At 72.3% G+C, this 26,230-nt stretch carries 20 protein-coding genes and 1 pseudogene; 9 read left to right on the top strand and 12 right to left on the bottom strand.

Features of this window, described 5'->3' with window-relative positions; translation table 11 throughout:
• Positions 1-19 precede the first annotated feature (19 nt).
• The 7 genes and pseudogenes from ACF07S_RS13465 to ACF07S_RS13435 all read right to left on the bottom strand — a co-directional run bounded on the left by ACF07S_RS13465 (position 20) and on the right by ACF07S_RS13435 (position 3,806).
• Positions 20-223 (bottom strand): DUF397 domain-containing protein, encoded by a 204-nt coding sequence (locus ACF07S_RS13465; protein WP_391974208.1) that lies wholly within the window; start codon positions 221-223, stop codon positions 20-22.
• A 96-nt stretch (positions 224-319) separates the two neighbouring features.
• A pseudogene (locus ACF07S_RS13460) lies at positions 320-598 on the bottom strand (Scr1 family TA system antitoxin-like transcriptional regulator); the annotation flags it as partial.
• An 84-nt stretch (positions 599-682) separates the two neighbouring features.
• Complete coding sequence (locus ACF07S_RS13455; protein WP_391965270.1) at positions 683-1,351, bottom strand: DUF3618 domain-containing protein; 669 nt, start codon at positions 1,349-1,351, stop codon at positions 683-685.
• Positions 1,327-1,764: a phage holin family protein gene (locus tag ACF07S_RS13450; RefSeq protein ID WP_391965269.1), complete on the bottom strand. Its 438-nt coding sequence runs from the start codon at positions 1,762-1,764 to the stop codon at positions 1,327-1,329. The genes ACF07S_RS13455 and ACF07S_RS13450 overlap by 25 nt, the downstream gene beginning before the upstream one ends.
• Position 1,765: 1 nt before the next feature.
• Positions 1,766-2,518 carry a hypothetical protein gene (locus ACF07S_RS13445; RefSeq protein WP_391965268.1) on the bottom strand — a complete coding sequence of 251 codons (753 nt, stop codon included), beginning with the start codon at positions 2,516-2,518 and terminating at the stop codon, positions 1,766-1,768.
• A 265-nt stretch (positions 2,519-2,783) separates the two neighbouring features.
• On the bottom strand, positions 2,784-3,230 hold the full coding sequence (locus ACF07S_RS13440) for a VOC family protein (protein ID WP_391965267.1): 447 nt from the start codon (positions 3,228-3,230) through the stop codon (positions 2,784-2,786).
• A gap of 66 nt (positions 3,231-3,296) precedes the next feature.
• Complete coding sequence (locus tag ACF07S_RS13435; protein ID WP_391965266.1) at positions 3,297-3,806, bottom strand: pyridoxamine 5'-phosphate oxidase family protein; 510 nt, start codon at positions 3,804-3,806, stop codon at positions 3,297-3,299.
• Positions 3,807-3,967: 161 nt separating this feature from the next.
• Here ACF07S_RS13435 and ACF07S_RS13430 point away from each other — a divergent pair, with 161 nt between their 5' ends.
• Positions 3,968-6,970 (top strand): bifunctional [glutamine synthetase] adenylyltransferase/[glutamine synthetase]-adenylyl-L-tyrosine phosphorylase, encoded by a 3,003-nt coding sequence (locus ACF07S_RS13430; protein ID WP_391965265.1) that lies wholly within the window; start codon positions 3,968-3,970, stop codon positions 6,968-6,970.
• Positions 6,971-7,013: 43 nt separating this feature from the next.
• Here ACF07S_RS13430 and ACF07S_RS13425 read toward each other — a convergent pair whose 3' ends face one another.
• Positions 7,014-7,883, bottom strand: coding sequence for a phosphatase PAP2 family protein (locus ACF07S_RS13425; protein WP_391974207.1), 870 nt, complete (start codon positions 7,881-7,883; stop codon positions 7,014-7,016).
• Positions 7,884-8,014: 131 nt separating this feature from the next.
• Entirely contained in the window at positions 8,015-9,049 is a 1,035-nt protein-coding gene (locus tag ACF07S_RS13420) for a LacI family DNA-binding transcriptional regulator (RefSeq protein ID WP_391965263.1), read from the bottom strand.
• 422 nt (positions 9,050-9,471) lie between these two features.
• On the opposite strand from ACF07S_RS13420, the gene ACF07S_RS13415 reads away from it, so the two are divergent.
• From ACF07S_RS13415 to ACF07S_RS13385, 7 genes are all read left to right on the top strand, one after another.
• On the top strand, positions 9,472-10,743 hold the full coding sequence (locus tag ACF07S_RS13415; protein WP_391974206.1) for an extracellular solute-binding protein: 1,272 nt from the start codon (positions 9,472-9,474) through the stop codon (positions 10,741-10,743).
• A gap of 116 nt (positions 10,744-10,859) precedes the next feature.
• Entirely contained in the window at positions 10,860-11,864 is a 1,005-nt protein-coding gene (locus ACF07S_RS13410) for a carbohydrate ABC transporter permease (protein WP_391965261.1), read from the top strand.
• A gap of 13 nt (positions 11,865-11,877) precedes the next feature.
• Positions 11,878-12,789, top strand: coding sequence for a sugar ABC transporter permease (locus ACF07S_RS13405; RefSeq protein ID WP_391965260.1), 912 nt, complete (start codon positions 11,878-11,880; stop codon positions 12,787-12,789).
• A gap of 174 nt (positions 12,790-12,963) precedes the next feature.
• Positions 12,964-14,658, top strand: a complete 1,695-nt coding sequence (locus tag ACF07S_RS13400) for a glycoside hydrolase family 13 protein (RefSeq protein ID WP_391974205.1) — start codon at positions 12,964-12,966, stop codon at positions 14,656-14,658.
• Between the two features lie 173 nt (positions 14,659-14,831).
• Positions 14,832-16,205 carry an alpha-amylase family protein gene (locus ACF07S_RS13395; RefSeq protein WP_391974204.1) on the top strand — a complete coding sequence of 458 codons (1,374 nt, stop codon included), beginning with the start codon at positions 14,832-14,834 and terminating at the stop codon, positions 16,203-16,205.
• A 204-nt stretch (positions 16,206-16,409) separates the two neighbouring features.
• Positions 16,410-21,821, top strand: coding sequence for a pullulanase-type alpha-1,6-glucosidase (gene pulA / locus ACF07S_RS13390; RefSeq protein ID WP_391974203.1), 5,412 nt, complete (start codon positions 16,410-16,412; stop codon positions 21,819-21,821).
• 55 nt (positions 21,822-21,876) lie between these two features.
• Positions 21,877-22,233, top strand: coding sequence for a 5-carboxymethyl-2-hydroxymuconate Delta-isomerase (locus ACF07S_RS13385; RefSeq protein ID WP_391965256.1), 357 nt, complete (start codon positions 21,877-21,879; stop codon positions 22,231-22,233).
• A gap of 12 nt (positions 22,234-22,245) precedes the next feature.
• On the opposite strand, the gene ACF07S_RS13380 is transcribed toward ACF07S_RS13385, so the two are convergent.
• The 3 genes from ACF07S_RS13380 to ACF07S_RS13370 all read right to left on the bottom strand — a co-directional run bounded on the left by ACF07S_RS13380 (position 22,246) and on the right by ACF07S_RS13370 (position 25,485).
• Positions 22,246-22,938 carry a TetR/AcrR family transcriptional regulator gene (locus tag ACF07S_RS13380; RefSeq protein ID WP_391965255.1) on the bottom strand — a complete coding sequence of 231 codons (693 nt, stop codon included), beginning with the start codon at positions 22,936-22,938 and terminating at the stop codon, positions 22,246-22,248.
• A 64-nt stretch (positions 22,939-23,002) separates the two neighbouring features.
• Entirely contained in the window at positions 23,003-24,922 is a 1,920-nt protein-coding gene (locus ACF07S_RS13375; RefSeq protein ID WP_391965254.1) for a hypothetical protein, read from the bottom strand.
• A gap of 50 nt (positions 24,923-24,972) precedes the next feature.
• Positions 24,973-25,485: a tetratricopeptide repeat protein gene (locus ACF07S_RS13370; RefSeq protein ID WP_391974202.1), complete on the bottom strand. Its 513-nt coding sequence runs from the start codon at positions 25,483-25,485 to the stop codon at positions 24,973-24,975.
• Between the two features lie 150 nt (positions 25,486-25,635).
• Here ACF07S_RS13370 and ACF07S_RS13365 point away from each other — a divergent pair, with 150 nt between their 5' ends.
• A complete protein-coding gene (locus tag ACF07S_RS13365) occupies positions 25,636-26,073 on the top strand; it encodes a hypothetical protein (RefSeq protein WP_391974201.1) in 438 nt (145 codons plus the stop codon).
• The last annotated feature ends 157 nt before the right edge of the window (positions 26,074-26,230 follow it).

Raw genomic sequence — 26,230 nt, 5'->3', positions numbered from 1 at the left:
CTGCGGACGGCCCCCTGCCTCAGCCGGCGTCACGCGCGGTGAAGCGGGTCCACGCCGCCGTGAGCGTGAGACGGGGACCGTCGGGGGCCTTGGAGTCCCGGACGTGGACGGAGCCGGTGGTCATCGCGACTTCGACGCAGTCGCCGGGGTTGCTGCTGTCGCTGTAGCTGCTCTTGAACCAGACCGGATCGCGGTCCTCTCCGCCCATGCCCATACGGTTCATGTCTCCCCCAGCGCTTGTTCGATGGAGGCCAGTGACTCCCGTGCGGTCAGCGCCTCGGCTCGGATGATGCCGTAGCGCAGCTCGAGGATCCGTACCTGCCGGTTGCAGTTCCTCCTCCGGCGGAGTCGGCCGTCGCGTGCCCAGCAGTGCGCGGGCGTACTCCTCGGTCTGCGGGTCCCCGTGCAGGTTGTGGCTGCCGTACGAAAGGAGTTCGGCCGCCTGCGCCTCCGACTGGGCGAGCTCCCGCACCCCCTTCGGGTACCGGACCTTCGCCACGTCCTCCCGCATCGCGGCGAGCAGACCGCCCGCCCCCAGCAGCTCGTCCGCCTTCTCCAGGTACCCGGGCCGGGGAATCCGCTTCCCGCCCTCGATCTTACGGGTGACATACGGGGAGAGCCCCCGGCCCGCACAGGGGCCGGGGGCAGGTTTCCTCCCGCCGGTTCGGTCAGGGCGCCGCGCTCACGCCGGGCCCGGGCCGCGGGCCTCGTCGGCGACGCTCCGGCCGGAGTCGCGGGCCTGTTCGCCCACCTGGGTGCCCTGGTCGCGCGCCTCCTGCCGGGTGGTGCGGGCGGCCTGCGCCGCCGTCTCCTTCACCTCCGCAGCGGCGTCCTGCGTGACCTCCCTGGCGCCTTCCTTCAGGTTCTGCGCGGACTCGGCGGCGGCCTCCTTCACCGGCTCGAGCGCGTCGCTCCGCATCAGGTCCGAGGCCTTCTCCTGCTCGGTCTGCGTGGCGGGCATCAGAGAGGACGCCAGCAGACCCACCCCGAAGGCGACCAGGCCGGCGGCCAGCGGGTTGCCCTGGGTCTGGCGCCGGGCCATCTCGGGTGCCTGCTGCACGGTCTGTCCGGCCTGGCCGACCGCCTCGCGTGCCGAGCCGGCCGCACGGCCGGTGCCCTCCTGCAGTGACCCGGCCGCCGACTGCGCGGTGTGCGACACCCCGTGCGCGGTCTGCGAGGCGGTGCCCATGACCCGGTCGCGGATACCCGACACCGTGCCGCGCACCCTCTCCTTGCGGCGGGTCACCATACGCCGGGGGCTGGTCCGGTCGGTGAGTTCGTCCACGTCCGCCGTCAACTGGTGGCGCGTGGCCTCTATCTCAGCCCTCACTTGGTCGGGTGACGTGCCCATTCCGCGTTCTCCTTCATGGTTTCGACGGTCTGCTCGGGCTTCGGGGAGACGGTGCGCATCCGCGCGCGGCCCTTCTGGTACAGCACGGCCGCGACCACGGCCCATATCGCCATGACGATCAGGGCGGCCCAGGCCTCGTCCATCACGTTGGCCAGGCCGAACAGCAGGGCCAGGGACAGGAAGAGCAGGACCAGGTAGCCGGCGAAGCCGGCGCCGCCGTACATCCCGGCGGCCTTGCCCGCCCTGCCCGCCTCCTCCCTGATCTCGGCCTTGGCCAGCTCGACCTCCTTGCGGAACAGCGTCTGCAGGTCGGAGGTCACGGTGGACAGCAGCTCGCCCAGGGACTTTTCCTGCCCCTGGGGCTCGACCGGTCCGGGCGTGGGCGGGCCGGGCGTGGGGGAGATCGAGGCCATCTCACACCTCCGGGTACGGACGACCCGGCGTGCCGTACGGCGGCGTGCCGACGATCGGCGGTTCCTGCGGAGGGGGCGGCGCCTGCGGCGGTGCCGCCGGTGCCGGTGTTCCCGGTACGGGTGCTCCCGGTGCCGGTGCTGCCGGTGCCGGCCCCGCCGGAGGGCCGGAGGGAAGTGCCTGCGACGCGGGGTACGCGGGCAGCACGCCCTCCTCCGGCGTGCCGGTGCCGGTGACCTGCCCCTGCCCGGATCCGCCGGACCGGGAGGCCGCTCCCGCCGCCTTGGCCACGCGTCCGACGACCAGTCCGGCCAGCAGCGCGCCGCCGAGGAACGCCCCGGGACGCCGGCGGGCGAAACCCTGGAGATCGGAGACGAGTCCCTCGACGCCCTGGTCGTCCAGGTAGTCCGCCGCCCGGTGGCCCTTGTCGGCGGCCTGAGCCGCCAGACTGCGGGCGGGGGAGTCGTTCTGCGCGTTCTCGGCCAGCCCGGCGAGGTCGTCCGCCCACTGCCGCAGCGTGCCGGCCGCGCGCCGGGTCTGCCCATCGGCCTCGTTCGTCACCCGGACGCGCAGCTCGTCGATGACCGTGCCGGCCTGCTGCCGCGCCTCACCCACGACGGTCTTGGCCTGCTCCGCCGCCGTCCCCGCGACCTGGGCCGCGGCCTGCTTGGCCTGACCGGCCGTCGCGGAGGTCTCTGCCTTGACCTTCTCTCCGGTACTTCCAGTTCCGGTTCCGGTCTGTACGGACTCACTCATCGGCGACTTCTCCTCATCGGATGTCCTTCGTGCGGTTCCGTGTCCTGGAAGACCCGGCGCGTACCGGACAGTGGGTGCCGGGCCTTCCGTGGACCGTCCGTCCCGCCCCGAGTCGCCATTCATCCGCGTTTGACACGCTTTTTTGAAGAACAACCGACAAGCCGACGATCAGCCGCCGAGCCCGCCTGCCCCGCGATCGCGCAAGCCGACGGGCGGACCGGCGAACCGGCCGGCCCGTCGGCCCGCCGTACGCGGCCCTCCGCCGCTACGCCCGCCGGGCCGCCAGCTCCGCCAGCAGCCTGTGCAGCGGCTCCGACGCCCGGCGCCGGTACTCCTGTACCGCCCAGCTGTTGCCGTCCGGATCCTCGAAGTACATGAAGGTGGCGCCGTCGGCCTCGGCGTGGCGGACCGGTTCGGAGACGTCCAGGCCCCGTTCGACCAGCTCCGCGCGGGCCGCCCCGATGTCGGCGACGCAGAGCTGGAGCCCCTGGTAGGAGCCGGGGGCCGGGGTGGGACCCGGGGTCATCTCCCAGATGCCGGTCCCCAGGGCGATCGAGCAGCCGGAGCCGGGCGGGGTCAGCTGGACGATGCGCAGGCCCGGCACGACCTCCTCGTCGATGTCGACGTGGAAACCGACCCTGTCCCGGTAGAAGTCCCTGGCCCGGTCGATGTCGCTCACCGGGAGCGGAATCACCTCGAGTGTCATGTCCATGAGAGTCCGGCTCCTTCGTCGGCTTCGGCGGCCGGGCGGCAGGCGCAGGCGGCCGGGCGGCCGCGATCAGGAGAACCGCCACCTGGTCTGGCTGAACGGCTCCCCCTTACCGAATCCGAAAACGGTCCGCGGCGCCACCGAGAACACGACGGCGTGCCCCGCGCCGTGGTGGAAGTACCCGTCACGCACCTCGAAATGCCAGAAGGCGCCGTACTTCGCCTCCCACGCCGCCGCCAGTTCGCGCAGCCGCGCGTCGTCGGCGACCCGTACCGCGTCGCCCTCCACGACCAGGTCGTAGCCCACGTCCCAGGTGTTGGTGCCGGTGGTCAGCACGACGTGCGCGTTCTCCGCCAGGTTGCGGGCCTTGCGTTCGTCCGGCCCGGTGCAGAAGTGCAGCGCGCCGTCCGACCAGACGGCGGGCAGCGGGGTCACATGGGGGCGGCCGTCGGGGCGGACCGTGGAGATCCAGAACAGTTCGGCCCCAGCGAGCAGCCGCTCCGCGGCGGACCAGGGCGGGGCGGCGGCCGCGGGGTCGCTGTAGCGCGGGTCGAGACGGGTCTCGGGGGTGGCGTTCACGGGTCCTCCCTCACCGGCCGGCGGTACGTCGGCTCCTCCATAGGACCCCGCCCGCCCCCGGAACTCATCGCGGGCGGCCCCGGAGCCGTGCGTCCGTCCTCCGGCTAGGCTCGGGGCCGTACCACCTGATCGGGTCCGAGCGAGGCATGAGGAGGCCGGGGATGACGTCGGCGCCGGGGCGCAGGAGCAGTACCTTCACGCGGCTGCTGCGGCACGGCTTCACCGATCCCTCGGGCGCCGAGCGGCTGCTGGACGGCCCCGAGCTGACGCCCGTACGCAGCGACCCCGTGCTGCTCGACGCGCTCGGCGCCACGGCCGACCCCGATCTCGCGCTGCTCGGGCTGGTGCGGCTGCTGGAGGCGCAGGACGGCGCCACCGCCCGCCGGGAACTGCTGGACACGCTGGTGGCCGCCAAGCCGCTGCGGGACCGGCTGCTCGGGGTGCTCGGCGCGTCCGCCGCGCTCGCCGAGCACCTGGCCCGGCACCCGAGCGACTGGCAGGCCCTCGTCACCTACGAGCCGCGCGACCTGCACCCCGGGATCGAGGAGTTCGAGCGCGGCCTGGCCGGCGCCACCGACCCGGTCTCCCTGCGCGTCGCCTACCGGCGCTGTCTGCTGTCCATCGCCGCCCGTGACGTCTGCGGCACGAGCGAGGTCTCCCAGACCGCCGCCGAGCTCGCCGACCTCGCCACCGCCACCCTGCGCGCCGCCCTCGCGCTCGCCGGGGACGCCGCGCCCGGGGATGCCGCCCTGTGCCGGCTCGCGGTGATCGCGATGGGCAAGTGCGGCGGACACGAACTCAACTACGTCTCCGACGTCGACGTGATCTTCGTCGGGGAGGCGGCCGACGGGGCCGACGAGGACAAGGCGCTGCGCGCCGCCACCCGGCTGGCCTCGCACATGATGCGGATCTGCTCCGAGACCACCGTCGAGGGCTCCATCTGGCCCGTCGACGCCAATCTGCGCCCGGAGGGCCGCAACGGGCCGCTGGTGCGCACCCTCGCCTCCCACCTCGCCTACTACCAGCGCTGGGCCAAGACCTGGGAGTTCCAGGCGCTGCTGAAGGCCCGCCCGGTCGCCGGCGACCTCGCGCTCGGCGAGGAGTACGTGGCCGCGCTCCAGCCGCTGGTGTGGCAGGCCGCCGAGCGGGAGAACTTCGTCGCCGACGTGCAGAAGATGCGCCGCCGGGTGGTGGAGACCATCCCCGCCGCCGAGGTCGACCGCCAGCTGAAGCTGGGCCCGGGCGGCCTGCGGGACGTCGAGTTCGCGGTGCAGCTGCTCCAGCTGGTGCACGGCCGCGCCGACGCCTCGCTGCGCAGCGGCACCACCCTGGACGCGCTGAAGGCCCTCGCCGCCGGCGGCTACGTCGGCCGTGCGGACGCCGCCCAGCTCGACGACGCCTACCGCTTCCTGCGCTCCCTGGAGCACCGCATCCAGCTCCACCGGCTGCGCCGCACCCACCTCGTGCCCGAGGACGAGACCGATCTCCGGCGCCTCGGCCGCTCCCTGGACCTGCGCACCGACCCGGTCGCGACGCTGAACCGGGAGTGGAAGCGGCACGCCTCCGCCGTACGGCGGCTGCACGAGAAGCTGTTCTACCGGCCGCTGCTCGACGCCGTCGCCGCGCTCGCCCCCGGTGAGTCCCGGCTCAGCGCGGAGGCGGCCCGGGAGCGGCTGGTCGCCCTGGGGTACGAGGACCCGGCCGCCGCGCTCAGGCACCTGGAGGCGCTGGCGTCGGGCGTCAGCCGCAAGGCCGCCATCCAGCGCACCCTGCTGCCCGTGCTGCTGGGCTGGTTCGCCGACTCCGCCGACCCGGACGCCGGCCTGCTCAACTTCCGCAAGGTCTCCGACGCCCTCGGCAAGACCCCCTGGTACCTGCGGCTGCTGCGCGACGAGGGCGCCGCCGCCGAGAACCTGGCGCGGGTGCTGTCCGCCGGCCGGCTCGCCCCCGACCTGCTGATGCGCGCCCCCGAGGCGGTCGCGCTGCTCGGCGACGGGGACGGCGGGGGACTGACCACGCGCTCCCGCGCCCCCCTGGAGCAGGAGATCCTGGCCGCCGTCGGCCGCGCCGACAACGCCGTCCAGGGCGTCACGGCCGCCCGCGGGGTCCGCCGCCGCGAGCTGTTCCGTACGTCCGCCGCCGACATCGTCGGCTCCTACGGCACCGAGTCCCAGCTCGCCGTGGCCGACCAGGGCGCACTGGTGGACCTGGTGGGCGGCGCCGTGTCCGACCTGACGGCCGCCACCCTCGCCGGCACCCTGCGCGCCGTGGTCCGTCAGGGCTGGGGGGCGATGCTCCCCACCCGGTTCGCGATCATCGGCATGGGCCGCTTCGGCGGGCACGAGCTGGGCTACGGCTCCGACGCCGACGTCCTGTTCGTGCACGAGCCGCGCGACGGCGTGGGGGAACGGGAGGCGTCCGAGGCCGCCAACAAGGTGGTCGCCGAGATGCGCCGGCTGCTGCAGATCCCCAGCGCCGACCCGCCCCTGCTCATCGACGCCGACCTGCGCCCGGAGGGCAAGTCGGGCCCGCTGGTGCGCACCCTGAAGTCGTACGAGGCGTACTACCGGCGCTGGTCGCTGGTGTGGGAGCGGCACGCGCTGCTGCGCGCCGAACACGTCGCCGGGGACGAGGACCTGGGCCGCCGCTTCCTCGACATGATCGACCCGCTGCGCTACCCGGCCGGCGGGCTCGAGGAGGACGCGGTCCGTGAGATCCGGCGGCTGAAGGCCCGCATGGAGTCCGAGCGGCTGCCGCGCGGCGCCGACCCCAAGCTGCACGCCAAGCTCGGCCCGGGCGGGCTGTCCGACGTGGAGTGGACGGTGCAGCTGCTCCAGCTGCGGCACGGCGCGGAGGAGCCGCGCCTGCGCACCACCAGGACGCGTCAGGCCCTGGCCGCCGCCCGCGAGGCCGGGCTGCTCCGCGAGGAGGACGCCGGCATCCTCGACGAGGCGTGGGTGCTGGCCACCCGGGTGCGCAACGCGGTGATGCTGGTCCGGGGCCGGGCGGGGGACACCTTCCCCACCGTGCCCCGGGAGCTGGGCGCCGTCGGCCGCTACCTGGGCTACGGCCCCGGCCACGCGGGCGACATGCTCGACGCGTACCGGCGTACGGCACGCAGGGCGCGGGGCGTGATGGAGGAACTGTTCTACGGAGGGTCGTAGCAGCCCTCCGCGCGGCCCGCCGGCCGTTCGCCCGCGCGGGCCCTCAGCCCTGCTTCGGCAGCGGCACCGGGCCCGGCTCCGGCTGCTTCCGGCCGCCCGCCGGCCTCGGCAGGGCGTACGGCTGACGGCCGTACCAGACCAGCGCGATCCCGTACCCGACGGCGAGGCAGAGGACGCCGCCCACCGCGTCCAGCCAGAAGTGGTTGGCGGTGGCGACGATGACGACCAGCGTGCCCGCCGGGTACAGCAGGCCCAGGACGCGCACCCACGGCACCGAGGCCAGCGCGAAGAGGGTCAGGCCGCACCAGACCGACCAGCCGATGTGCATCGACGGCATCGCGGCGTACTGGTTGGACATGTTCTTCAGGTCACCGGAGGCCATCGAGCCCCAGGTCTGGTGGACCAGGACGGTGTCGACGAAGTCCTGGCCGTTCATCAGCCGGGGCGGGGCCAGCGGATACAGGTAGTAGCCGAGCAGGGCGATGCCCGTGGTGGTGAAGAGGACCAGCCGGGTCGCCGCGTAACGGCCGGGATGACTGCGGTAGAGCCACACCAGGACACCCAGCGTCACCGCGAAGTGCAGGGTGGCGTAGTAGTAGTTCATGCCGACGACGAGCCAGGTCACCGCGTTCACGGCGTGGTTGACGGACTCCTCGAAGGCCAGGCCGAGCTGCTGCTCCAGGCGCCAGATCGCGTCGGCGTTGCGCAGTGCCTCGGCCCGCTGTTCGGGCACGGCGTTGCGGACGAGTGAGTACGTCCAGTAACTCACCGCTATCAGCAGGATCTCGAACCACAGCCGCGGCCGGCGGGGGACACGCGGACGGCGCAGGTACGTCCGCCCGGTCTCGGCCGCGACGGAGTGCGGAACGGCCTCTTCCCGGCCTTCCAGCGTTGTCACGGTCGTGTCACCCATGGGCACAGAGTCTGCCAGAAACAACCCACTCCCCGGATCCTCCCCCGGTCGGACCCGACCCGCATGTTCTCCCCGGGCACGGACCCCGGTCCCTCCTGCCGGAGAAGCGCCCGGGAGGTCGTCCCTCCGTCTCAGGAACGATTCCGCTCCCCGGGGGCCGACGCGGTCGAACCGCGCACCACCAGCTCCGGCATGAACACGAACTCGCTGTGCGGCGCGGGCGTTCCGCCGATCTCCTCCAGCAGGGTGCGCACCGCGGCCTGGCCCATCGCCGGGACCGGCTTGCGGACCGTGGTCAGCGGCGGGTCGGTGAAGGCGATCAGCGGGGAGTCGTCGAAGCCCACCACCGAGATGTCCTTCGGCACGTCCAGACCGCGCTGCCGGGCGGCCCGTATCGCGCCCAGTGCCATCATGTCGCTCGCGCACACCACTGCCGTGCAGCCGCGGTCCATGAGCGCGGTGGCGGCGGCCTGGCCGCCCTCCAGGGTGTAGAGGGAGTGCTGGACCAGCTCGGTCTCGACCGTCTCGGCACCCAGGCCCAGCAGGTCCTGCACGGTGCGGACGAAACCCTCGATCTTGCGCTGCACCGGGACGAACCGCTTCGGCCCGAGGGCCAGGCCGATGCGGGTGTGGCCGAGGGAGGCGAGGTGGGTGACCGCGAGCGCCATCGCCGCCCGGTCGTCGGGGGAGATGAACGGCGCCTGCACCTTCGGCGAGAAGCCGTCCACCAGCACGAACGGCACGCCCTGCGCGCGCAGCCGCTCGTAGCGCTGCATGTCGGCGTTGGTGTCCGCGTGCAGCCCGGAGACGTAGATGATGCCGGCCACCCCGCGGTCCACGAGCATCTCCGTCAGCTCGTCCTCCGTCGACCCGCCCGGGGTCTGGGTGGCCAGCACCGGGGTGTAGCCCTGGCGGGTCAGCGCCTGCCCGATGACCTGGGCCAGCGCGGGGAAGATCGGGTTCTCCAGCTCCGGGGTGATCAGGCCGACGAGGCCCTCGCTGCGCTGCCGCAGCCGCACCGGGCGCTCGTAGCCGAGGACGTCCAGGGCGGCGAGCACGGACTGGCGGGTGGTGGCGGCGACGCCCGGCTTGCCGTTCAGGACGCGGCTGACGGTCGCCTCGCTCACTCCCGCCTGAGCGGCGATATCGGCGAGCCTTGTGGTCACAGGACCGGACTGTAGCGGCCGGGCCGGACCTTGCGCACCGTTCGGACGCCTGGTGCGCGCCGTCGAACGGCCCGCTGCGGGCTGCTGGGTCATCGCGGTCCCTCACGTCGTGGTGGCGTCCGGTCCGCAACGGATGATTCCCCCGGCGGCAACGGATGGCAAGTGCTTGCAGAGTCTTGCACAACTGTCCGAACCCCTGCCGTACGGGCGGAAACCCGGGTCGCACGACGGTCGGGAACAGGTCACGACGGGATAACTCCAGGTGCTGCTTGCAAAACTTTTCTGCAAGGTCTTTCGAATCGGTTCCATCGCTGTTACGTTCACGTCGCCCGGCGGCCGCAACGGCGCGTCCGGCAAGTCGGCAGGGCGGCAGACGGGGCCGCACCCTGCACCACACGGGCTTTCACCCTCAAGGAGAACTCATGCGGCGTGGCATAGCGGCCACCGCGCTGGTGGCGTCCCTCGCCCTCGCGGCGACGGCCTGCGGCGGAGACAGCGACAGCGGCGACCAGGCCGGCGGCCCGGTCACCATCACCTGGTGGGACACCTCCAACGCGACCAACGAGGCGCCGACGTACCAGGCCCTGGTCAAGGAGTTCGAGGCCGCCAACAAGGACATCAAGGTCAAGTACGTCAACGTCCCCTTCGACCAGGCGCAGAACAAGTTCGACACCGCCGCCGGTTCCAAGGGCGCCCCCGACGTGCTGCGCTCCGAGGTCGGCTGGACCCCCGCCTTCGCCAAGAAGGGCTTCTTCGTGCCGCTGGACGGCACCGAGGCCCTCGCCGACCAGGACGCGTTCCAGCCCAACCTGATCGAGCAGGCCAAGTACGAGGGCAAGACCTACGGCGTCCCGTTCACCACGGACACCCTGGCCTTCGTCTACAACAAGGAACTGTTCGAGAAGGCCGGCGTCGAGGCCCCCAAGACCTGGGACGACCTGAAGAAGGCCGCCGCCACCATCAAGGACGAGACCGGCGTCGACGGCTACTGGGGCTCCACCGCGGGCTACTACGCCCAGCCGTTCCTCTACGGCGAGGGCACCGACATGGTCGACGCCGACGCCAGGAAGGTCACCGTGAAGTCGCCGGAGGCCGAGAAGGCGTACGGCACCTGGCTGGACCTCTTCGACGGCAAGGGCCTGCACAAGGCCGACACCACCGCGGACGCCTACGCCCACATCCAGGACGCGTTCGTCAACGGCAAGGTCGCCTCGATCATCCAGGGCCCGTGGGAGATCACCAACTTCTACAAGGGCTCCGCGTTCAAGGACAGGAACAACCTCGGCATCGCCACCGTCCCGGCCGGCTCCACCGGCAAGGCGGGCGCCCCGACCGGCGGCCACAACCTCTCCGTCTACGCCGGTTCCACCGAGGACAAGCAGCAGGCCGCGCTGAAGTTCGTCAACTTCATGACCTCGGCCGAGGCGCAGGAGACCATCGCGCTGAAGAACTCCACGCTGCCCACGCGGGACGACGCCTACACCGCCAAGGTCAAGACCGACCCGGGCATCGCCGGCTACCAGACGGTCCTGCCCGCCGCGCAGCCGCGCCCGGCCCTGCCCGAGTACAGCTCGCTGTGGGGTCCGATGGACGACGAGCTGCCGCAGATCGCGGGCGGCAAGGAGTCCCTGGACAAGGGGCTGGGTGACGCGGAGACCGCGATCGCCAAGCTGGTGCCGGACTTCAGCAAGTAACGCCCGCGTGGCCGCCGGACCCGCTTCCAGGAGGGGAGGGTCCGGCGGCCGCCGGCCCGTGCCGTACCGGCCGTCACCGGCCGTGGAACCCTTGATCATCCAGAAGGTGCCGAACCATGACAGTCGCCATCGACCGCGCGACCGGCGAGCGCCGCGGTGACCGCGCGCCCCGGCCCGGGCCGGTCCGCCGCATGAAGCGCAGTTTCGACAAGCACTGGTACGCCTACGTCATGATCGCGCCGGTGGCCGTCGTGCTCGGCGTCCTGGTGCTGTACCCCCTGGGGTACGGCCTCTACCTCACGCTCACCGACGCCAACAGCCTCAACTCGGCCCGCACCATCGGCGTCAACGAGATCGAGGCCACCTACAAGTTCATCGGCCTGGACAACTACGCCGACATCCTGTGGGGCGAGACCGCCTACGACCGCTTCTGGTCGCACTTCCTCTGGACGGTCGTGTGGACGGCGGCCTGCGTCGCCCTGCACTACGGCATCGGCCTGGGCCTCGCGCTGCTGCTGAACCAGAAGCTGCGCGGCCGCACCTTCTACCGGCTGATCCTGATCCTGCCGTGGGCCGTGCCGACCTTCGTCACCGTCTTCGGCTGGCGCTTCATGCTCGCCGACGCCGGCATCATCAACTCCGGCCTGGACGCCCTGGGCCTGCCGGCGCCGCAGTGGCTGGAGGACACCTTCTGGCAGCGGTTCGCCGCGATCATGGTCAACACCTGGTGCGGCGTGCCGTTCATGATGGTCTCCCTGCTCGGCGGCCTGCAGTCCATCGACGCCAGCCTCTACGAGGCGGCCGAGATGGACGGCGCCACCGCCTGGCAGCGGTTCCGCCACGTCACCCTGCCCGGCCTGCGCCCGGTCAGCTCCACCGTGATCCTGCTCGGCATCATCTGGACCTTCAACCAGTTCGCCGTGATCTTCCTGCTGTTCGGCAACACCGCCCCGGACGCCCAGATCCTCGTGACCTGGGCCTACCAGCTCGGCTTCGGACAGCAGCCGCGCGACTTCGCGCAGTCCGCGGCCTACGGCATGCTGCTGCTGGCCATCCTGGTCGTCTTCACCTCCTTCTACCGCCGCTGGCTGAACCGCAACGAGCAGCAGCTCGCGATCTGAGGCAGGAGTCCCCATGAGCACCACCACCGTCACCACCACTGCTCCGGCGGACCGGCCTGCCGACGACGCACTCCCGCCCCGCCCGGCGCGCCGGCGCGGCGAGAGCGGCCCGCTGGCGAGACTCACCTCGCACGGCATCCTCGTCGGGGCGAGCCTGATCGCGCTCTTCCCGGTCGCCTGGCTGGTGTTCCTGTCCCTCGGCCCCGACAAGGACGACTACCTGCGTCCCGGCGGCATCTGGGGCAAGATGACGCTCGACAACTACGCGTTCGTGCTGCAGAACACGAACTTCTTCGACTGGCTGAAGAGCTCGCTGATCGTCTCGCTCGGCACCACGGTCATCGGCGTCCTGGTCGCCGCCACCACCGGCTACGCGGTCTCCCGCATGCGCTTCCCGGGTTACCGGAAGTTCATGTGGGTGCTGCTGCTCACCCAGATGTTCCCGGTGGCGGTCCTGATGGTGCCGATGTACCAGATCCTCTCGGACCTGCAGCTCATCGACAGCTACCTTGGACTCATCCTCGTCTACTGCTCGACGGCGGTGCCGTACTGCGCCTGGCTGATGAAGGGCTACTTCGACACCATCCCGTTCGAGATCGACGAGGCGGGACGGGTCGACGGGCTGACCCCCATCGGCACGTTCGCGCGGCTGATCCTGCCGCTCGCCAAGCCGGGGCTGGCGGTCGCCGCGTTCTACAGTTTCATCACCGCGTTCGGCGAGGTCGCCTTCGCCACGACGTTCATGCTCGACGACGAGAAGTACACGCTCGCCGTCGGTCTGCAGAGCTTCGTCAGCGAGCACGACGCACAGCGCAACCTCATGGCCGCCACCGCGGTCCTGATCGCGATACCGGTCTCCGCGTTCTTCTACCTCGTGCAGAAGAACCTGGTCACCGGTCTCACCGCCGGCGGCACGAAGGGCTGACCCCCTTCGTGGAACGACTCCCGCGCGCCTGACCCGCGCGGGTGGGCGGCCGCGGTGGCCACCCCCGGGCCCCTCGGGCAGGGGGTACCCCAAACCCCGCCGTCACCGCGGCCGCCTTGTTCCACAGCCGCCCCTCCACTCGCCTTCCCGACCGAAACCCGTATCAAGGACGACATGAGCCAGCAGCACTCCGCCGCCCCGGCCCCGACCCCCACCACCGAAGCGGCCGTCGCCACCGTCGCCCGGCGCCGCGACTGGTGGCGGGACGCGGTGATCTACCAGGTGTACCCGCGCAGCTTCGCCGACGGCAACGGCGACGGCATGGGCGACCTGGAGGGCATCCGCTCCCGCCTGCCGTACCTGCGCGACCTCGGCGTGGACGCCGTGTGGCTCAGCCCCTTCTACGCCTCGCCGCAGGCCGACGCCGGCTACGACGTCGCCGACTACCGCGCCGTCGACCCCATGTTCGGCACCCTGCTCGACGCGGACGCGCTGATCCGGGACGCCCACGGACTGGGCCTGCGGATCATCGTCGACCTGGTGCCCAACCACTCCTCCGACCAGCACGAGTGGTTCAAGCGGGCCCTCGCCGAGGGCCCCGGCTCGCCGCTGCGGGAGCGCTACCACTTCCGTCCCGGCAAGGGCGCGGACGGTGGGCTGCCGCCCAACGATTGGGAGTCGATCTTCGGCGGACCGGCCTGGACCCGGGTGACCGAACCCGACGGCACGCCCGGCGAGTGGTACCTGCACCTCTTCGCGCCCGAGCAGCCCGACTTCAACTGGGAGCACCCGGCGGTCGGCGACGAGTTCCGCTCCATCCTCCGGTTCTGGCTGGACATGGGCGTGGACGGCTTCCGCATCGACGTCGCGCACGGCATGGTGAAGGCCGAGGGCCTGCCCGACCTCGGATCGCACGAGCAGCTGAAGCTGCTGGGCAACGACGTCATGCCGTTCTTCGACCAGGACGGCGTGCACGACATCTACCGCCAGTGGCGGCTGATCCTGGACGAGTACAGCGGCGAGCGCATCTTCGTCGCCGAGGCCTGGACCCCGACCGTCGAGCGCACCGCCAACTACGTCCGCCCGGACGAGCTGCACCAGGCGTTCAACTTCCAGTACCTGAGCACCCACTGGGACGCCGCGGAACTGCGCGAGGTCATCGACCGCACGCTGGACGCCATGCGCCCGGTCGGCGCCCCGGCCACCTGGGTGCTGTCCAACCACGACGTCACCCGGCACGCCACCCGCTTCGCCAACCCGGCAGGGCTCGGCACCCAGATCCGCCTGGCCGGCGACCGCGAACTGGGTCTGCGCCGGGCCCGCGCGGCGACGCTGCTGATGCTGGCGCTGCCCGGGTCGGCGTACGTCTACCAGGGCGAGGAGCTGGGCCTGCCGGACGTCGTGGACCTGCCGGACGAGGTGCGCCAGGACCCGGCGTACTTCCGGGGCGCGGGCCAGGACGGCTTCCGTGACGGCTGCCGGGTGCCGATCCCGTGGACGCGCGAGGGCTCGTCGTACGGCTTCGGCGACGGCGGCAGCTGGCTGCCGCAGCCGGCGGGCTGGGGCGAGCTGAGCATCGAGGCGCAGACCGGCGTGCCCGGCTCGACGCTGGAGCTGTACCGGTCCGCGCTCGCCGTGCGCCGGGAGCGGTCCGACCTGGGCGCGGGCGACGCGGTGGAGTGGCTGCGGGCCCCCGAGGGCGTCCTCGCCTTCCGGCGCGGGGAGTTCGTGTGCGTCGTCAACACCACGGGGGAGCCGGTGACCACCCCGGCCTACGGGCGGGTGCTGCTCGCCAGCGGTGAGATGGCGGAGGCGGCCGGCGAGGCGAAGCTCCCGGCCGACACCACCGTGTGGTGGACCACGGGCTGACCGCGCCAGGTCCGCCGCGCAACTTTTTTCCTTGAAGTTCGTACGGCCCGCTGCCCTTTCGGGCGGCGGGCCTCTACCATCTGCGTTGCCGCAAGGTTGCTGAAGTTTGCTGCAAGAAGCTTCAGCCGACCTGGGCGGTTTCCCCACACCCTTCGATGAAGAAGGAACCCCACATGGCACGCAGAACCCTCGCCGTGGCCGCCGCGCTCGCGGCCGCCACGGTTGTCATGGCCCCGACCGGTGCGGAGGCCTCCCCGCCCGGGACGAAGGACGTCACCGCCGTCCTCTTCGAGTGGAACTTCGCCTCCGTCGCCCGCGAGTGCACCACCACCCTCGGCCCCGCCGGATACGGATACGTCCAGGTCTCTCCGCCCGCCGAGCACATACAGGGCGCGCAGTGGTGGACGTCGTACCAGCCGGTGAGCTACCGGATCGCCGGGCGGCTCGGTGACCGCGCCGCGTTCCGGAACATGGTGAACACCTGCCACGCGGCCGGGGTGAAGGTCGTCGTCGACACCGTCGTCAACCACATGTCGGCGGGCAGCGGCACCGGCACCGGCGGCTCCTCGTACACCAAGTACAACTACCCCGGCCTGTACTCCTCGTACGACTTCGACAACTGCACCTCGCAGATCACCAACTACCAGGACCGCGGGAACGTCCAGAACTGCGAACTCGTCGGCCTCGCCGACCTGGACACCGGCGAGGACTACGTCCGCGGAGCCATCGCCGGGTACATGAACGACCTGCTCTCCCTCGGAGTGGACGGCTTCCGCGTCGACGCGGCCAAGCACATGCCCGCCGCCGACCTGGCCAACATCAAGTCCCGCCTGAGCAACCCCGGCGCGTACTGGAAGCAGGAGGTCATCCACGGCGCCGGGGAGGCCGTCCAGCCCGCCGAGTACACGGGCAACGGCGACGTCCAGGAGTTCCGCTACGCCTACGACCTCAAGCGGGTCTTCACCAACGAGAACCTCGCCTACCTCAAGAACTACGGCGAGGGCTGGGGCTACCTGAACAGCTCCGTCTCCGGCGTCTTCGTCGACAACCACGACACCGAGCGCAACGGCTCGACCCTGAGCTACAAGGACGGCGCCAACTACACCCTGGCCAACGTCTTCATGCTGGCCTGGCCCTACGGCGCCCCCGACATCAACTCCGGCTACGAGTTCTCCGACCACGACGCCGGACCGCCGAACGGGGGCCGGGTCGACGCCTGCTGGCAGAGCGGCTGGAAGTGCCAGCACGCCTGGACGGAGATCAAGTCCATGGTCGCCTTCCGCAACGCGACCCGGGGCCAGTCGGTGACCAACTGGTGGGACAACGGCGGTGACGCGATCGCCTTCGGCCGGGGCGGCAAGGGCTTCGTGGTCATCAACCACGAGTCCGGCTCGCTGACCCGCACCTACCAGACCTCCCTGCCGGCGGGCACGTACTGCAACGTGCAGAACAACACCACGGTGACGGTCAACGGTTCGGGACAGCTGACCGCCACGCTGGGCTCGAACACGGCCCTCGCGGTGTACGCGGGCAAGTCGAGCTGCTGAACGCACGCGGACCGCGCCGCCGTTCACGGGGCGGCGGCGCGGCCCGCGTCCGCCTGCAAGTCCTTACCGTTACTTTCACAACCCTTGCTGTAAGGCTTTCAACGGGGATACGGTCACGCCGACGCTCCGGTGAGGTGGCCGAAACAGGCCGTGCCGTGGCGTGGGGTCGACCCACAAGAGCCGCAAGCGCAAGGAGTTCACGCCTTGATACCCAGATGGCCCGCGCCCCCGGGGCGCCGCACCGCGCGGGGCGGACGCGTCGCCGCCGTCACCGTGGCCGCGCTCGCCGCCGGCCTCGTGCAGCCGCTCGCCGCCACCGCCGCCACCCCGCCCGCGCCCCCCTCGGACGCGAAGCTCGCCCAGGCGCCCGCGCGGCACGACCTGACCCGCGAGCAGTTCTACTTCGTCCTGCCGGACCGTTTCGCCAACGGTGACGCGACGAACGACCGCGGCGGACTGACCGGTTCGCGCCTCACCACCGGGTACGACCCCACCGACAAGGGTTTCTACCAGGGCGGCGACCTCAAGGGCCTGACGAAGAAGCTCGACTACATCAAGGGGCTCGGCACCACCGCCATCTGGATGGCGCCCATCTTCAGGAACCAGCCCGTGCAGGGCACCGGCGAGAACGCCTCCGCCGGCTACCACGGGTACTGGATCACCGACTTCACCCAGGTCGATCCGCACTTCGGCACCAACGCCGACCTCGAGACCCTCATCGACAAGGCCCACGCCAAGGGCATGAAGGTCTTCTTCGACGTCATCACCAACCACACCGCCGACGTCGTCGACTACGAGGAGAAGTCCTACGGCTACCTCTCCAAGGGCGCCTTCCCGTACCTGACGAAGGACGGCGAACCCTTCGACGACGCCGACTACGCCGACGGCTCGCGCCGGTTCCCGCGCGTCGACGCCGGTTCCTTCCCGCGCACCCCCGTCGTGCCCGCCGCGAAGAAGGACCTCAAGGTCCCGTCCTGGCTCAACGACCCGGAGATGTACCACAACCGGGGCGACTCCACCTTCGCCGGCGAGTCCGGCGAGTACGGCGACTTCTCCGGGCTCGACGACCTGTGGACCGAGCGTCCCGAGGTCGTCGGCGGCATGGAGAAGATCTACCAGCGGTGGGTGCGGGACTTCGACATCGACGGCTTCCGGATCGACACCGTGAAGCACGTCAACATGGAGTTCTGGACCCAGTGGGCCACCGCCCTGGACGCCTACGCGGCCAAGAAGGGCCGGGACGACTTCTTCATGTTCGGCGAGGTCTACTCCGCCGACACCGACGTCACCGCCCCGTACGTCACCGAGGGCCGGCTCGACGCCACGCTCGACTTCCCGTTCCAGGAAGCGGCCCGGCAGTACGCCTCCCAGGGCGGCAGCGCGAAGAAGCTCGCGGCCGTCTTCGGCGACGACCACAAGTACGCCACCGACCGGGCCAACGCCTACGAGCAGGTCACCTTCCTCGGCAACCACGACATGGGCCGCTTCGGGACGTTCCTGAAGCAGGACGACCCGCGGGCGTCCGACGCCGAGCTGCTGAAGAAGGACATGCTCGCCAACGAGCTGATGTTCCTCAGCCGCGGCAACCCGGTCGTCTACTACGGCGACGAGCAGGGCTTCACCGGCGCCGGCGGCGACAAGGACGCCCGCCAGACCCTGTTCGCGTCCCGCACCGCCGACTACCTCGACGACGACCTGATCGGCACCGACCGCACCCACGCCGACGACACCTACGACACGCGGTCGCCGCTCTACCGGCGGATCAGCGCCCTCGCGAAGCTCCGCGAGGCCCACCCGGCCCTCACCGACGGCATCCAGCAGGAGCGCCACGCCGCCGACGGCGCGGGCGTCTACGCCTTCTCCCGCACCGGCACGGAGAAGGACACCACGGAGTACGTGGTCGCCTTCAACAACGCCGACGAGAAGAGGACCGCGACCTTCGCGACCAACTCCGCCGGTATGGCCTTCCGCGGTATCCACGGCACGGACGCCACCGTGACCAGCGACGCCGACAGGAAGATCACCGTCACCGTCCCGGCCGGCTCGGCGATCGTCCTCAAGGCGTCCGGCCCGCTCGCCGAGCCCGCCGCCAAGCCCACGATCACCCTGAAGGCCCCCGAGGCGGGCGCCACCGGAACCGTCGAGCTGACCGCCGACGTCGGGGGCGGACAGCTCAACCGGGTCGTCTTCGCCGCCCAGACCGGCAACGGCACGTGGAAGACCCTCGGCTCCGCCGACCACGCCCCCCACAAGGTCACCCACACCATCGGCGAGGACGTCCCCGCCGGCACCGCCCTGCGCTACAAGGCCGTCGTGATCGACTCGGCCGGCCGCACCGCGAGCGCCCTGGCCGCCTCCACCACCGGCACCCCGCCGGTCGAGGATCCGCCCACCGCCGCCTCCCGCGACTACGCGATCGTCCACTACAAGCGCGCCGACGGCGACTACGACGACTGGGGCCTGTACGCCTGGGGCGACCTCGCCGACGGCGAGGCCACCGAGTGGCCGAACAGCCACCCCTTCACCGGCCGCGACGCCTACGGCGCCTTCGCCTACGTCAAGCTCAAGCCCGGCGCCTCGGACGTCGGCTTCCTGGTGATCGACGAGGACGGCGACAAGGACGTCCCCACCGACCGCACGATCGACCTCACCAGGACCGGTGAGATCTGGATCGAGCAGGGCAAGGAGACCGTCACCACCGAACGGCCCGGGTACCCGGCCCAGGACACGACCAAGGCGGTGCTCCACTACCACCGCGCCGACGGGAACTACGACGGCTGGGGCCTGCACACCTGGACCGGCGCCGCGCACCCCACCGAGTGGTCGAACCCGCTGGAGCCGGTGAGGACCGACGCGTACGGCGCTGTCTTCGAGGTGCCGCTCGCCGAGGGCGCCACCAGCCTCAGCTACATCCTCCACAAGGGCGACGAGAAGGATCTGCCCACCGACCGGTCGCTCGACCTCAAGGCCGACGGCCACGAGGTGTGGCTGTTGAACGGCCGGGAGAAGCACCTGCTGCCGCAGCCGGCCGGCTCGGCGGCAGCCCTCGACCTGACCACCTCCAAGGCGGTCTGGATCGACCGGAACACCCTCGTCTGGGACGGCTCCGAGGCCGCCGCCTCCACCCAGCTCCTCGCCTCCCGCACCGGTTCCGTCACGGTGCAGGACGGCGCGCTGACCAGCGAGGACGCGCACTGGCTCCGTCTGACGGAGACGGCCCTCACCGACGCCCAGAAGGCGAAGTTCCCGCACCTGGGGGACGGCACCGCCTGGTCCGTCGACCCGCGTGACCGGGACCGCGTGCGCGAGGCCCTGCGCGGCCAGGTCGTCGCCTCCCAGCACGCCGCCGACGGTGCCGTGCTCGCGGCGACCGGCGTGCAGCTCGCGGGCGTCCTCGACGACCTGTACGCCGCCGGCGCCACGAAGGCGCGGCTCGGCCCGGTGTTCCACCACGGCCGGCCCACCCTCTCCGTGTGGGCGCCGACCGCACGGGACGTGTCCCTGGAGATCGGCGACCGCACCGTCCGGATGCGCCGCGACGACGCCACCGGCGTCTGGTCCGTCACCGGCCCGAGCTCCTGGAAGGGCAAGCCGTACCGGTACGCGGTGAAGGTGTGGGCCCCCACCACCCGCGAGATCGTCACCAACAAGGTCACCGACCCCTACTCCGTGGCCCTGACGACCGACTCCGAGCGCAGCCTCGTCGTCGACCTCGACGACCGCAGCCTCGCCCCGAAGGGCTGGTCCGGCCTGGACAAGCCGAAGGCCGTGCCGCTGAAGGACGCCCAGATCCAGGAACTGCACATCCGCGACTTCTCCGTGGAGGACCGCACGGCGAGCAACCCCGGCACCTACCTCGCCTTCACCGACCGGGACAGCGACGGCTCCGGGCACCTGCGCGAGCTGGCGGAGGCCGGCACCTCGTACGTGCACCTGCTGCCCGCGTTCGACATCGCCACCATCCCCGAGAAGGAGTCCGACCGGGCGGGCGTCGACTGCGACCTCGCCTCCTACCCCGCCGACTCCGACAAGCAGCAGGAGTGCGTGGCGAAGTCCGCCGCCAAGGACGCCTACAACTGGGGCTACGACCCGTACCACTACACCGTCCCCGAGGGCTCCTACGCCACCGACCCGGACGGCACCGCCCGCACGGTCGAGTTCCGCGAGATGGTCAAGGCGCTCAACGAGGACGGCCTGCGCGTCGTCATGGACGTCGTCTACAACCACACCGCCGCGAGCGGCCAGGCGAAGACCAGTGTCCTGGACCGGATCGTGCCCGGCTACTACCAGCGGCTGCTGGCCGACGGCTCCGTCGCCGACAGCACCTGCTGCGCCAACACGGCCACCGAGAACGCCATGATGGGCAAGCTGGTCGTCGACTCGGTCGTCACCTGGGCCAGGGAGTACAAGGTCGACGGCTTCCGCTTCGACCTCATGGGACACCACCCCAAGGCCAACATCCTCGCCGTCCGCGAGGCCCTCGACGCGCTCACCGCCGAGAAGGACGGCGTCGACGGAAGGAAGATCATCCTGTACGGCGAGGGCTGGAACTTCGGCGAGATCGCCGACGACGCCCGCTTCGTCCAGGCCACGCAGGAGAACATGGCAGGCACCGGCGTCGCCACCTTCTCCGACCGGGCCCGGGACGCCGTGCGCGGCGGCGGCCCCTTCGACGAGGACCCCGGTGTGCAGGGCTTCGCCTCCGGCCTCTACACCGACCCCAACTCCTCGAAGGCCAACGGCACCGAGGCCGAGCAGAAGGCCCGCCTCCTGCACTACCAGGACCTGATCAAGGTGGGCCTGAGCGGCAACCTCGCCGACTACACCTTCACCGACACCAGCGGCAGGGAGGTCAAGGGCTCCGGGGTCGACTACAACGGCGCCCCCGCCGGATACGCCGACGCGCCCGGCGACGCCCTCGCCTACGCCGACGCCCACGACAACGAGTCGCTGTTCGACGCGCTCGCCTTCAAACTGCCCCGGGAGACGTCGGCGGACGACCGGGCCCGCATGCAGGTCCTCGCCATGGCGACGGCCACCCTCTCGCAGGGCCCGGCCCTCTCCCAGGCGGGCACCGATCTGCTGCGCTCCAAGTCCCTGGACCGCAACTCCTACGACAGCGGCGACTGGTTCAACGCCGTCCACTGGAACTGCGCGGACGGCAACGGCTTCGGCCGCGGCCTGCCGCCGGCCGCCGACAACGAGGCCAAGTGGCCCTACGCCAAGCCCCTGTTCGGCACGGTCGAGGCCGGCTGCCCGCAGATCGAGGGCGCCTCGGCCGCGTACCGGGACCTGCTGAGGATCCGCTCGACGGAGCAGGCGTTCTCCCTCGACACGGCCGCGCAGGTGCAGTCCCGGCTCGCCTTCCCGCTGTCCGGCACGGACGAGACGCCCGGCGTGATCACCATGACCCTCGGTGACCTGGTCGTGGTCTTCAACGCCACGCCCGAGCGGCGGGAACAGCGCGTCGCCGCGCTCGCCGGGACGGGGCACCGGCTGCACCCGGTGCAGGCGGCGGGCGGGGACGCGGTCGTGAAGACCTCGTCCTACGCGCGGGACACCGGCACGTTCACCGTCCCGGCCCGCACGGTGGCGGTGTTCACCAGGGCCGGCTGACCGGTCACGGAGCTGCGGTTAGGGTGAGCCCTTCCGACCCGGAACAGGAGGGCTCATGCCGCAGATCACCGTCGACTACTCCGAGCGACTGGCGGACGGCTTCGACCGGCCCGCCTTCGCGCGGGACCTGCACACCGCCGTCGTGGAGATCGCGGCCGCCGAGCCGCCCGCGTGCAAGACGCGCTTCCGGCGCACCGAGGACGTGGTGGTCGGCCCCGACACCGACGGGCACGCCCTGGTGCACGTCCACATCGGCCTGCTGGCGGGCCGCAGCGAGGAGACCAAGGCCCGGCTCACCGAGGCCGTGCTGGAACTGCTGCGGCAGTACGTGAAGCCGGGCGGGGGCCTGACGCTGCACGCCTCCGCCGAGGTCCGCGACCTCGACGCCTCCTACCGGAAGTCCGAGGAGTAGACGGGATCCGTCTCAGGAAGCCAGCGAGATCAGCCGGGTGGCCAGGTCGGTGAACGGCCCGTCGCCCGGCTCCTTCCCGAGCAGCCCGCGCAGCAGCTCGGCCAGCTCCTCGTCGCGGGCGGCGGCGACGGCGGCGAGCGCGGCGAAGTCCTGCACCAGCTGTGCCTCCAGCTCGGCGCGCGGAATGCGCCGCCCGTCCAGCCAGATCAGCGCCGTCGACTCGACGAGCGAGATCCAGGACCGCACGACCAGTTCCAGCCGCGCCGGCACCGGGCCGGTCACCCCCATGTGCGAGAGCACCTGTTCGTACGCGGCCTGCCGGACGGCGTCGACCAGCGCGTCGGCCGTCGAGGAGCCCACCGCCGGGCCGCCGCGCATCAGCGCGGCGAAACCGGGGCCGTGCTCGTCGACGAAGTCGAAGAACCGGCTCATCACCCGCCGCAGCCGCGACCCCAGAGGGCCCTCGTGCGGCTCGACGAACCGGGACGCCAGGTCCTCCGAGGCGCGCCGCAACGCAGCCTCGTACAGGCTGAGTTTGCCGGGGAAGTAGTGGTACACCAGCGGACGCGAGATGCCCGCGCGCGACGCTATCTCGTCGATGGAGACCTCGTCGGGGGAACGACGGCTGAACAGTTCGAGGGCCACGCCGATCAACTGCTGCCGCCGCTCCTCCACTCCCATTCTGCGACGCGCCCCGGTAGTCATACGAACACCTTACCGATCGAATCCGGCCGTGAACGGTTCAGACCGGCCAGAGGAGTTCACCGGATCAGCGCAGCCCGGTGATCGCCTCCCCGTTGTCCAGCGTGCCCTCGAGATACGCCCGGGCGCCCTTCTCGGCGCGGACGGTCAGCAGACGGCCCCGCGCCGAGCCCTCGACGCCGCCCGTCGCCCTGACCGACGCGGTGCCCTCGCTGCCGGCGGCCAGCAGGTACCAGGAGCCCGACGCGGACCTCCACAACACCCCGGCCAGCACGCGCGGATCCCGCCTCCCGCACGCCGGCACGTTCTGCGCCTTCGCGGCCACCGCCCCGAACCGCCCGCCGGGTGTGTGGAACTGGGCCAGTACCCGGGACCCGCCGCCGCGCCAGGTGTCGGCCCGCGTGCACACCCACGCCGCCGGCCCGGTCCCGTCCCGGGAGGCGCCGGGCAGCGGCTGCTCGGCGAACGCCCAGGCGTTCACACTCCGCACCCCCGCCGAACGCATCGCGCTCAGCGAGCAGGCGAACGGCGCCCAGGTGCGCAGCTCCCGCGCACCCCAGGCCGGCCGGGGCACCTCGGGCGGGCCCGCCGTCAGCAGGGCCGGGACCAGTTCACCGAGATCGGTCACCAGCCGGGTCCCGGTGCCGTCGGTCAGCCGCAGCACGTTCCACGAGGCGCACGGCTCCGGCTTCAGGGCGGGGCTGGCCAGGAGCGGGGTCACACCGCCGGTGAGGGTGAGGTCCCGCGTGCCGGACCCCGGCGCGCGCAGGTCGCGCTCGCCGGCCGCACGCACCCAGGGCGCCGTCAGGAAGCGGACGTTGCCGTCCGTCCGGCTCAGCACCACCGCGCCCGCCCCGGCCCGGCCGGCGCCGTCGACCCGGGCGAAGTCGAGCGCGGCGCCCCGGGTGCCGTCCTGCGGCTCGGCGTACCGGGCGATGCGCAGACCGTCGTAGAGGATCACCACGCGGGCGGTGTCGACCGTCCCGGCGTACAGCAGCTGGGGCGGTCCGGGCGGCCCGCCGGCGGGGGTGCCGGGGGTCGCCGACACCTGGACGCTCCTGCCCGGCCGGGCCCAGACGGCGAGGGCGCGGCGCAGCAGGTGCCGGTCGCCGGTGAGGGCGCCGCGCGCCGGCCACACGGAGAAGTCGGTGCGCGCGGAGGTCTTCCAGGCGGTGGGGGAGACCCGGGTCAGCTTCCCCGGGTCCAGGGCGGCCCGCGCGGAGGGGGTGCGCGCGTACGGGGGTGCGGCGGGGCCGTCGCCGCCCCAGCCGTCGCCCGGCAGCCCGAGCAGCGTCCCGCAGACCGCCAGCGCCGCCCCGGCGACCAGGGCGGCCCGCAGGCGCCGGCGACGGCGCAGCAGATCCGTCGGCCGGGCCTGGAGCGAGCAGGGGTCGAACTCGGGGGAGTCGAGCAGCCGGTACGCGTCGGGTACCGCGTCGGCCTCGTCGAGCGCGCCGTCCACGTCGGTGACGCCCGCGGCGGTGAGCACCGCGCGCACCTCCCCGTCCGGGAGCCGCTCCAGGCCGCGCAGCGCATGGGCCGCGCGGGCCGGGCCGGACAGCGTGGACAGCCGCTGGTCCAGCGCGAGTCCGTCGGCGCCGCCCGGGCGCGGGAACAGCCTCAGGCCCCACACCTGGGGGAGCAGCGGCGGCAGGTGCGCCCGCCGCCTCGGCGGCCGGCCCGCTCGCAGCGCCGTACGCACCACTTCCTGGCGGACCAGCGCGTACCCCCGGTCGCCGTCGCGGCCGGCCGGCTGGGCGGGGATCGCCGGTGCCGGGGTGCGGCCGCGCGGGAGCGCCCGCTGGACCAGGGAGTGCGCGGTGAGCACCCGCCGGCCGCGGCCCGTGCCGGACGGCAGCACCAGGTAGGCGAGCCGGACGAGGCGCGGGTAGTGCTCGACGAGCGCGGCCTCGGCCTGCTCGACGTCCACGGCCGGGCCGGCCGGGAAGGGGGGAGCGGAGGGCTGGTCGGCATCCTGTGACTGCACATCCAGCTGAACGAGCGGACCGGTGGATGGTCACCTGCCCCCGGGGGGCGTCACTCCGCGGCGGGCTCGACGAGCAGCCGGGCGTAGGCCGCCATCGAGCGCCGGTAGCGCGGCAGATGGGGGGCGAGCGCGCCGAGGACCAGCGACAGACCCTCGCGGTCCCGTCCGAGATCCGACAGGCACAGGGCGAGACAGGCCCGTACGGCGTCGTCCAGCTCGTCCGGCGGAGCGTCGAGTTCGGGAGTGAGCAGCCGCACCCCCTCCGCCGCGCGGCCGGTGTTCCGCAGCGAACTCGCCAGCTGGATCCTCGCCCGCCGTGCCCGGTAACCGTCGGCCCGGGCCAGTCCGCCGTCCAGCGCCTGCCGGTAGAGCGGGACCGCCCGGTCCGGGTGGCCGGTGGAGTCCCAGGCACAGGCCCGTTCGAAGGGACCCAGCGGACTGTCCTCGGCAAGCTCCGCGGCGAGCGCGTCGATCACCGCCCGGAAGGCCGCCGCGTCCTCCTCGGCGTACTCCTCGAAGCTCGCCCAGGCGGCGTCCACGCGGTCTTCCCAGTCGCTGTCCACCGGATCACCCTCGCACGCGGGGACCCGTGATCGCACCGGGATTTGAGCGCCGGGGGCGGCGCGGCCGTATCGAAGGCCGAGGGGTCCCGTGCCGGGGCCCCGTGCGGCGTGCCGCCGTCACGACGTGGCCGTCAAGGACCGGAGGAACACATGAGGGTGACCCGACCGATGCTCGCGCTGACCGGCGCGCTGGCGGCCCTGGCGCTGGCGGGCTGCGGGGCCGGGGGCGACGGGGAGGACCGGGCGCCGCCCACCGCGACCGGCAGCCTGGAGCACCTGGCCGCCGAGGCCGAGTGCGAGCCGGACATGCAGACCGACGCCGACACCATCCGCCAGGCCCTGTGCGGGAAGGGCGACGAGAAGTACGTCCTCGCCACCTTCGCCACCGACCGGGGCCAGCGCGAGTGGATCAACACGGCCAAGGACTACGGCGGTCACTACCTCGTCGGCCGCAAATGGGTCGCAGTCGGCCACGCGGACGTGGTCGCCGGCCTGCGGGGCCGGCTCGGCGGCACCCTGGAGGAGGGCATCGACCACAGCGGCGGGAAGCACGGCGGCGGTTCGCACGCCGCCGGCCACGGCGGCTGAACGCGCCCCCGCGCGCGGGAAGTACCGCGAGGTGGGAAGAGCGGGAAAGCGGACGGAGGAGGGCCGGGGGGGGGGGGTGCCCCCCCCCCGCCCCCCCCCCCCCCCGCCCCCCCCCCCCCCCCCCCCCCGGCCCCGCCGCCGTTGGTGCACTCCACCA

The organism is Streptomyces sp. NPDC016640, assembly GCF_043076215.1.
Classification (GTDB): domain Bacteria; phylum Actinomycetota; class Actinomycetes; order Streptomycetales; family Streptomycetaceae; genus Streptomyces.
This window is presented reverse-complemented; position numbering and strand designations above follow the sequence as displayed.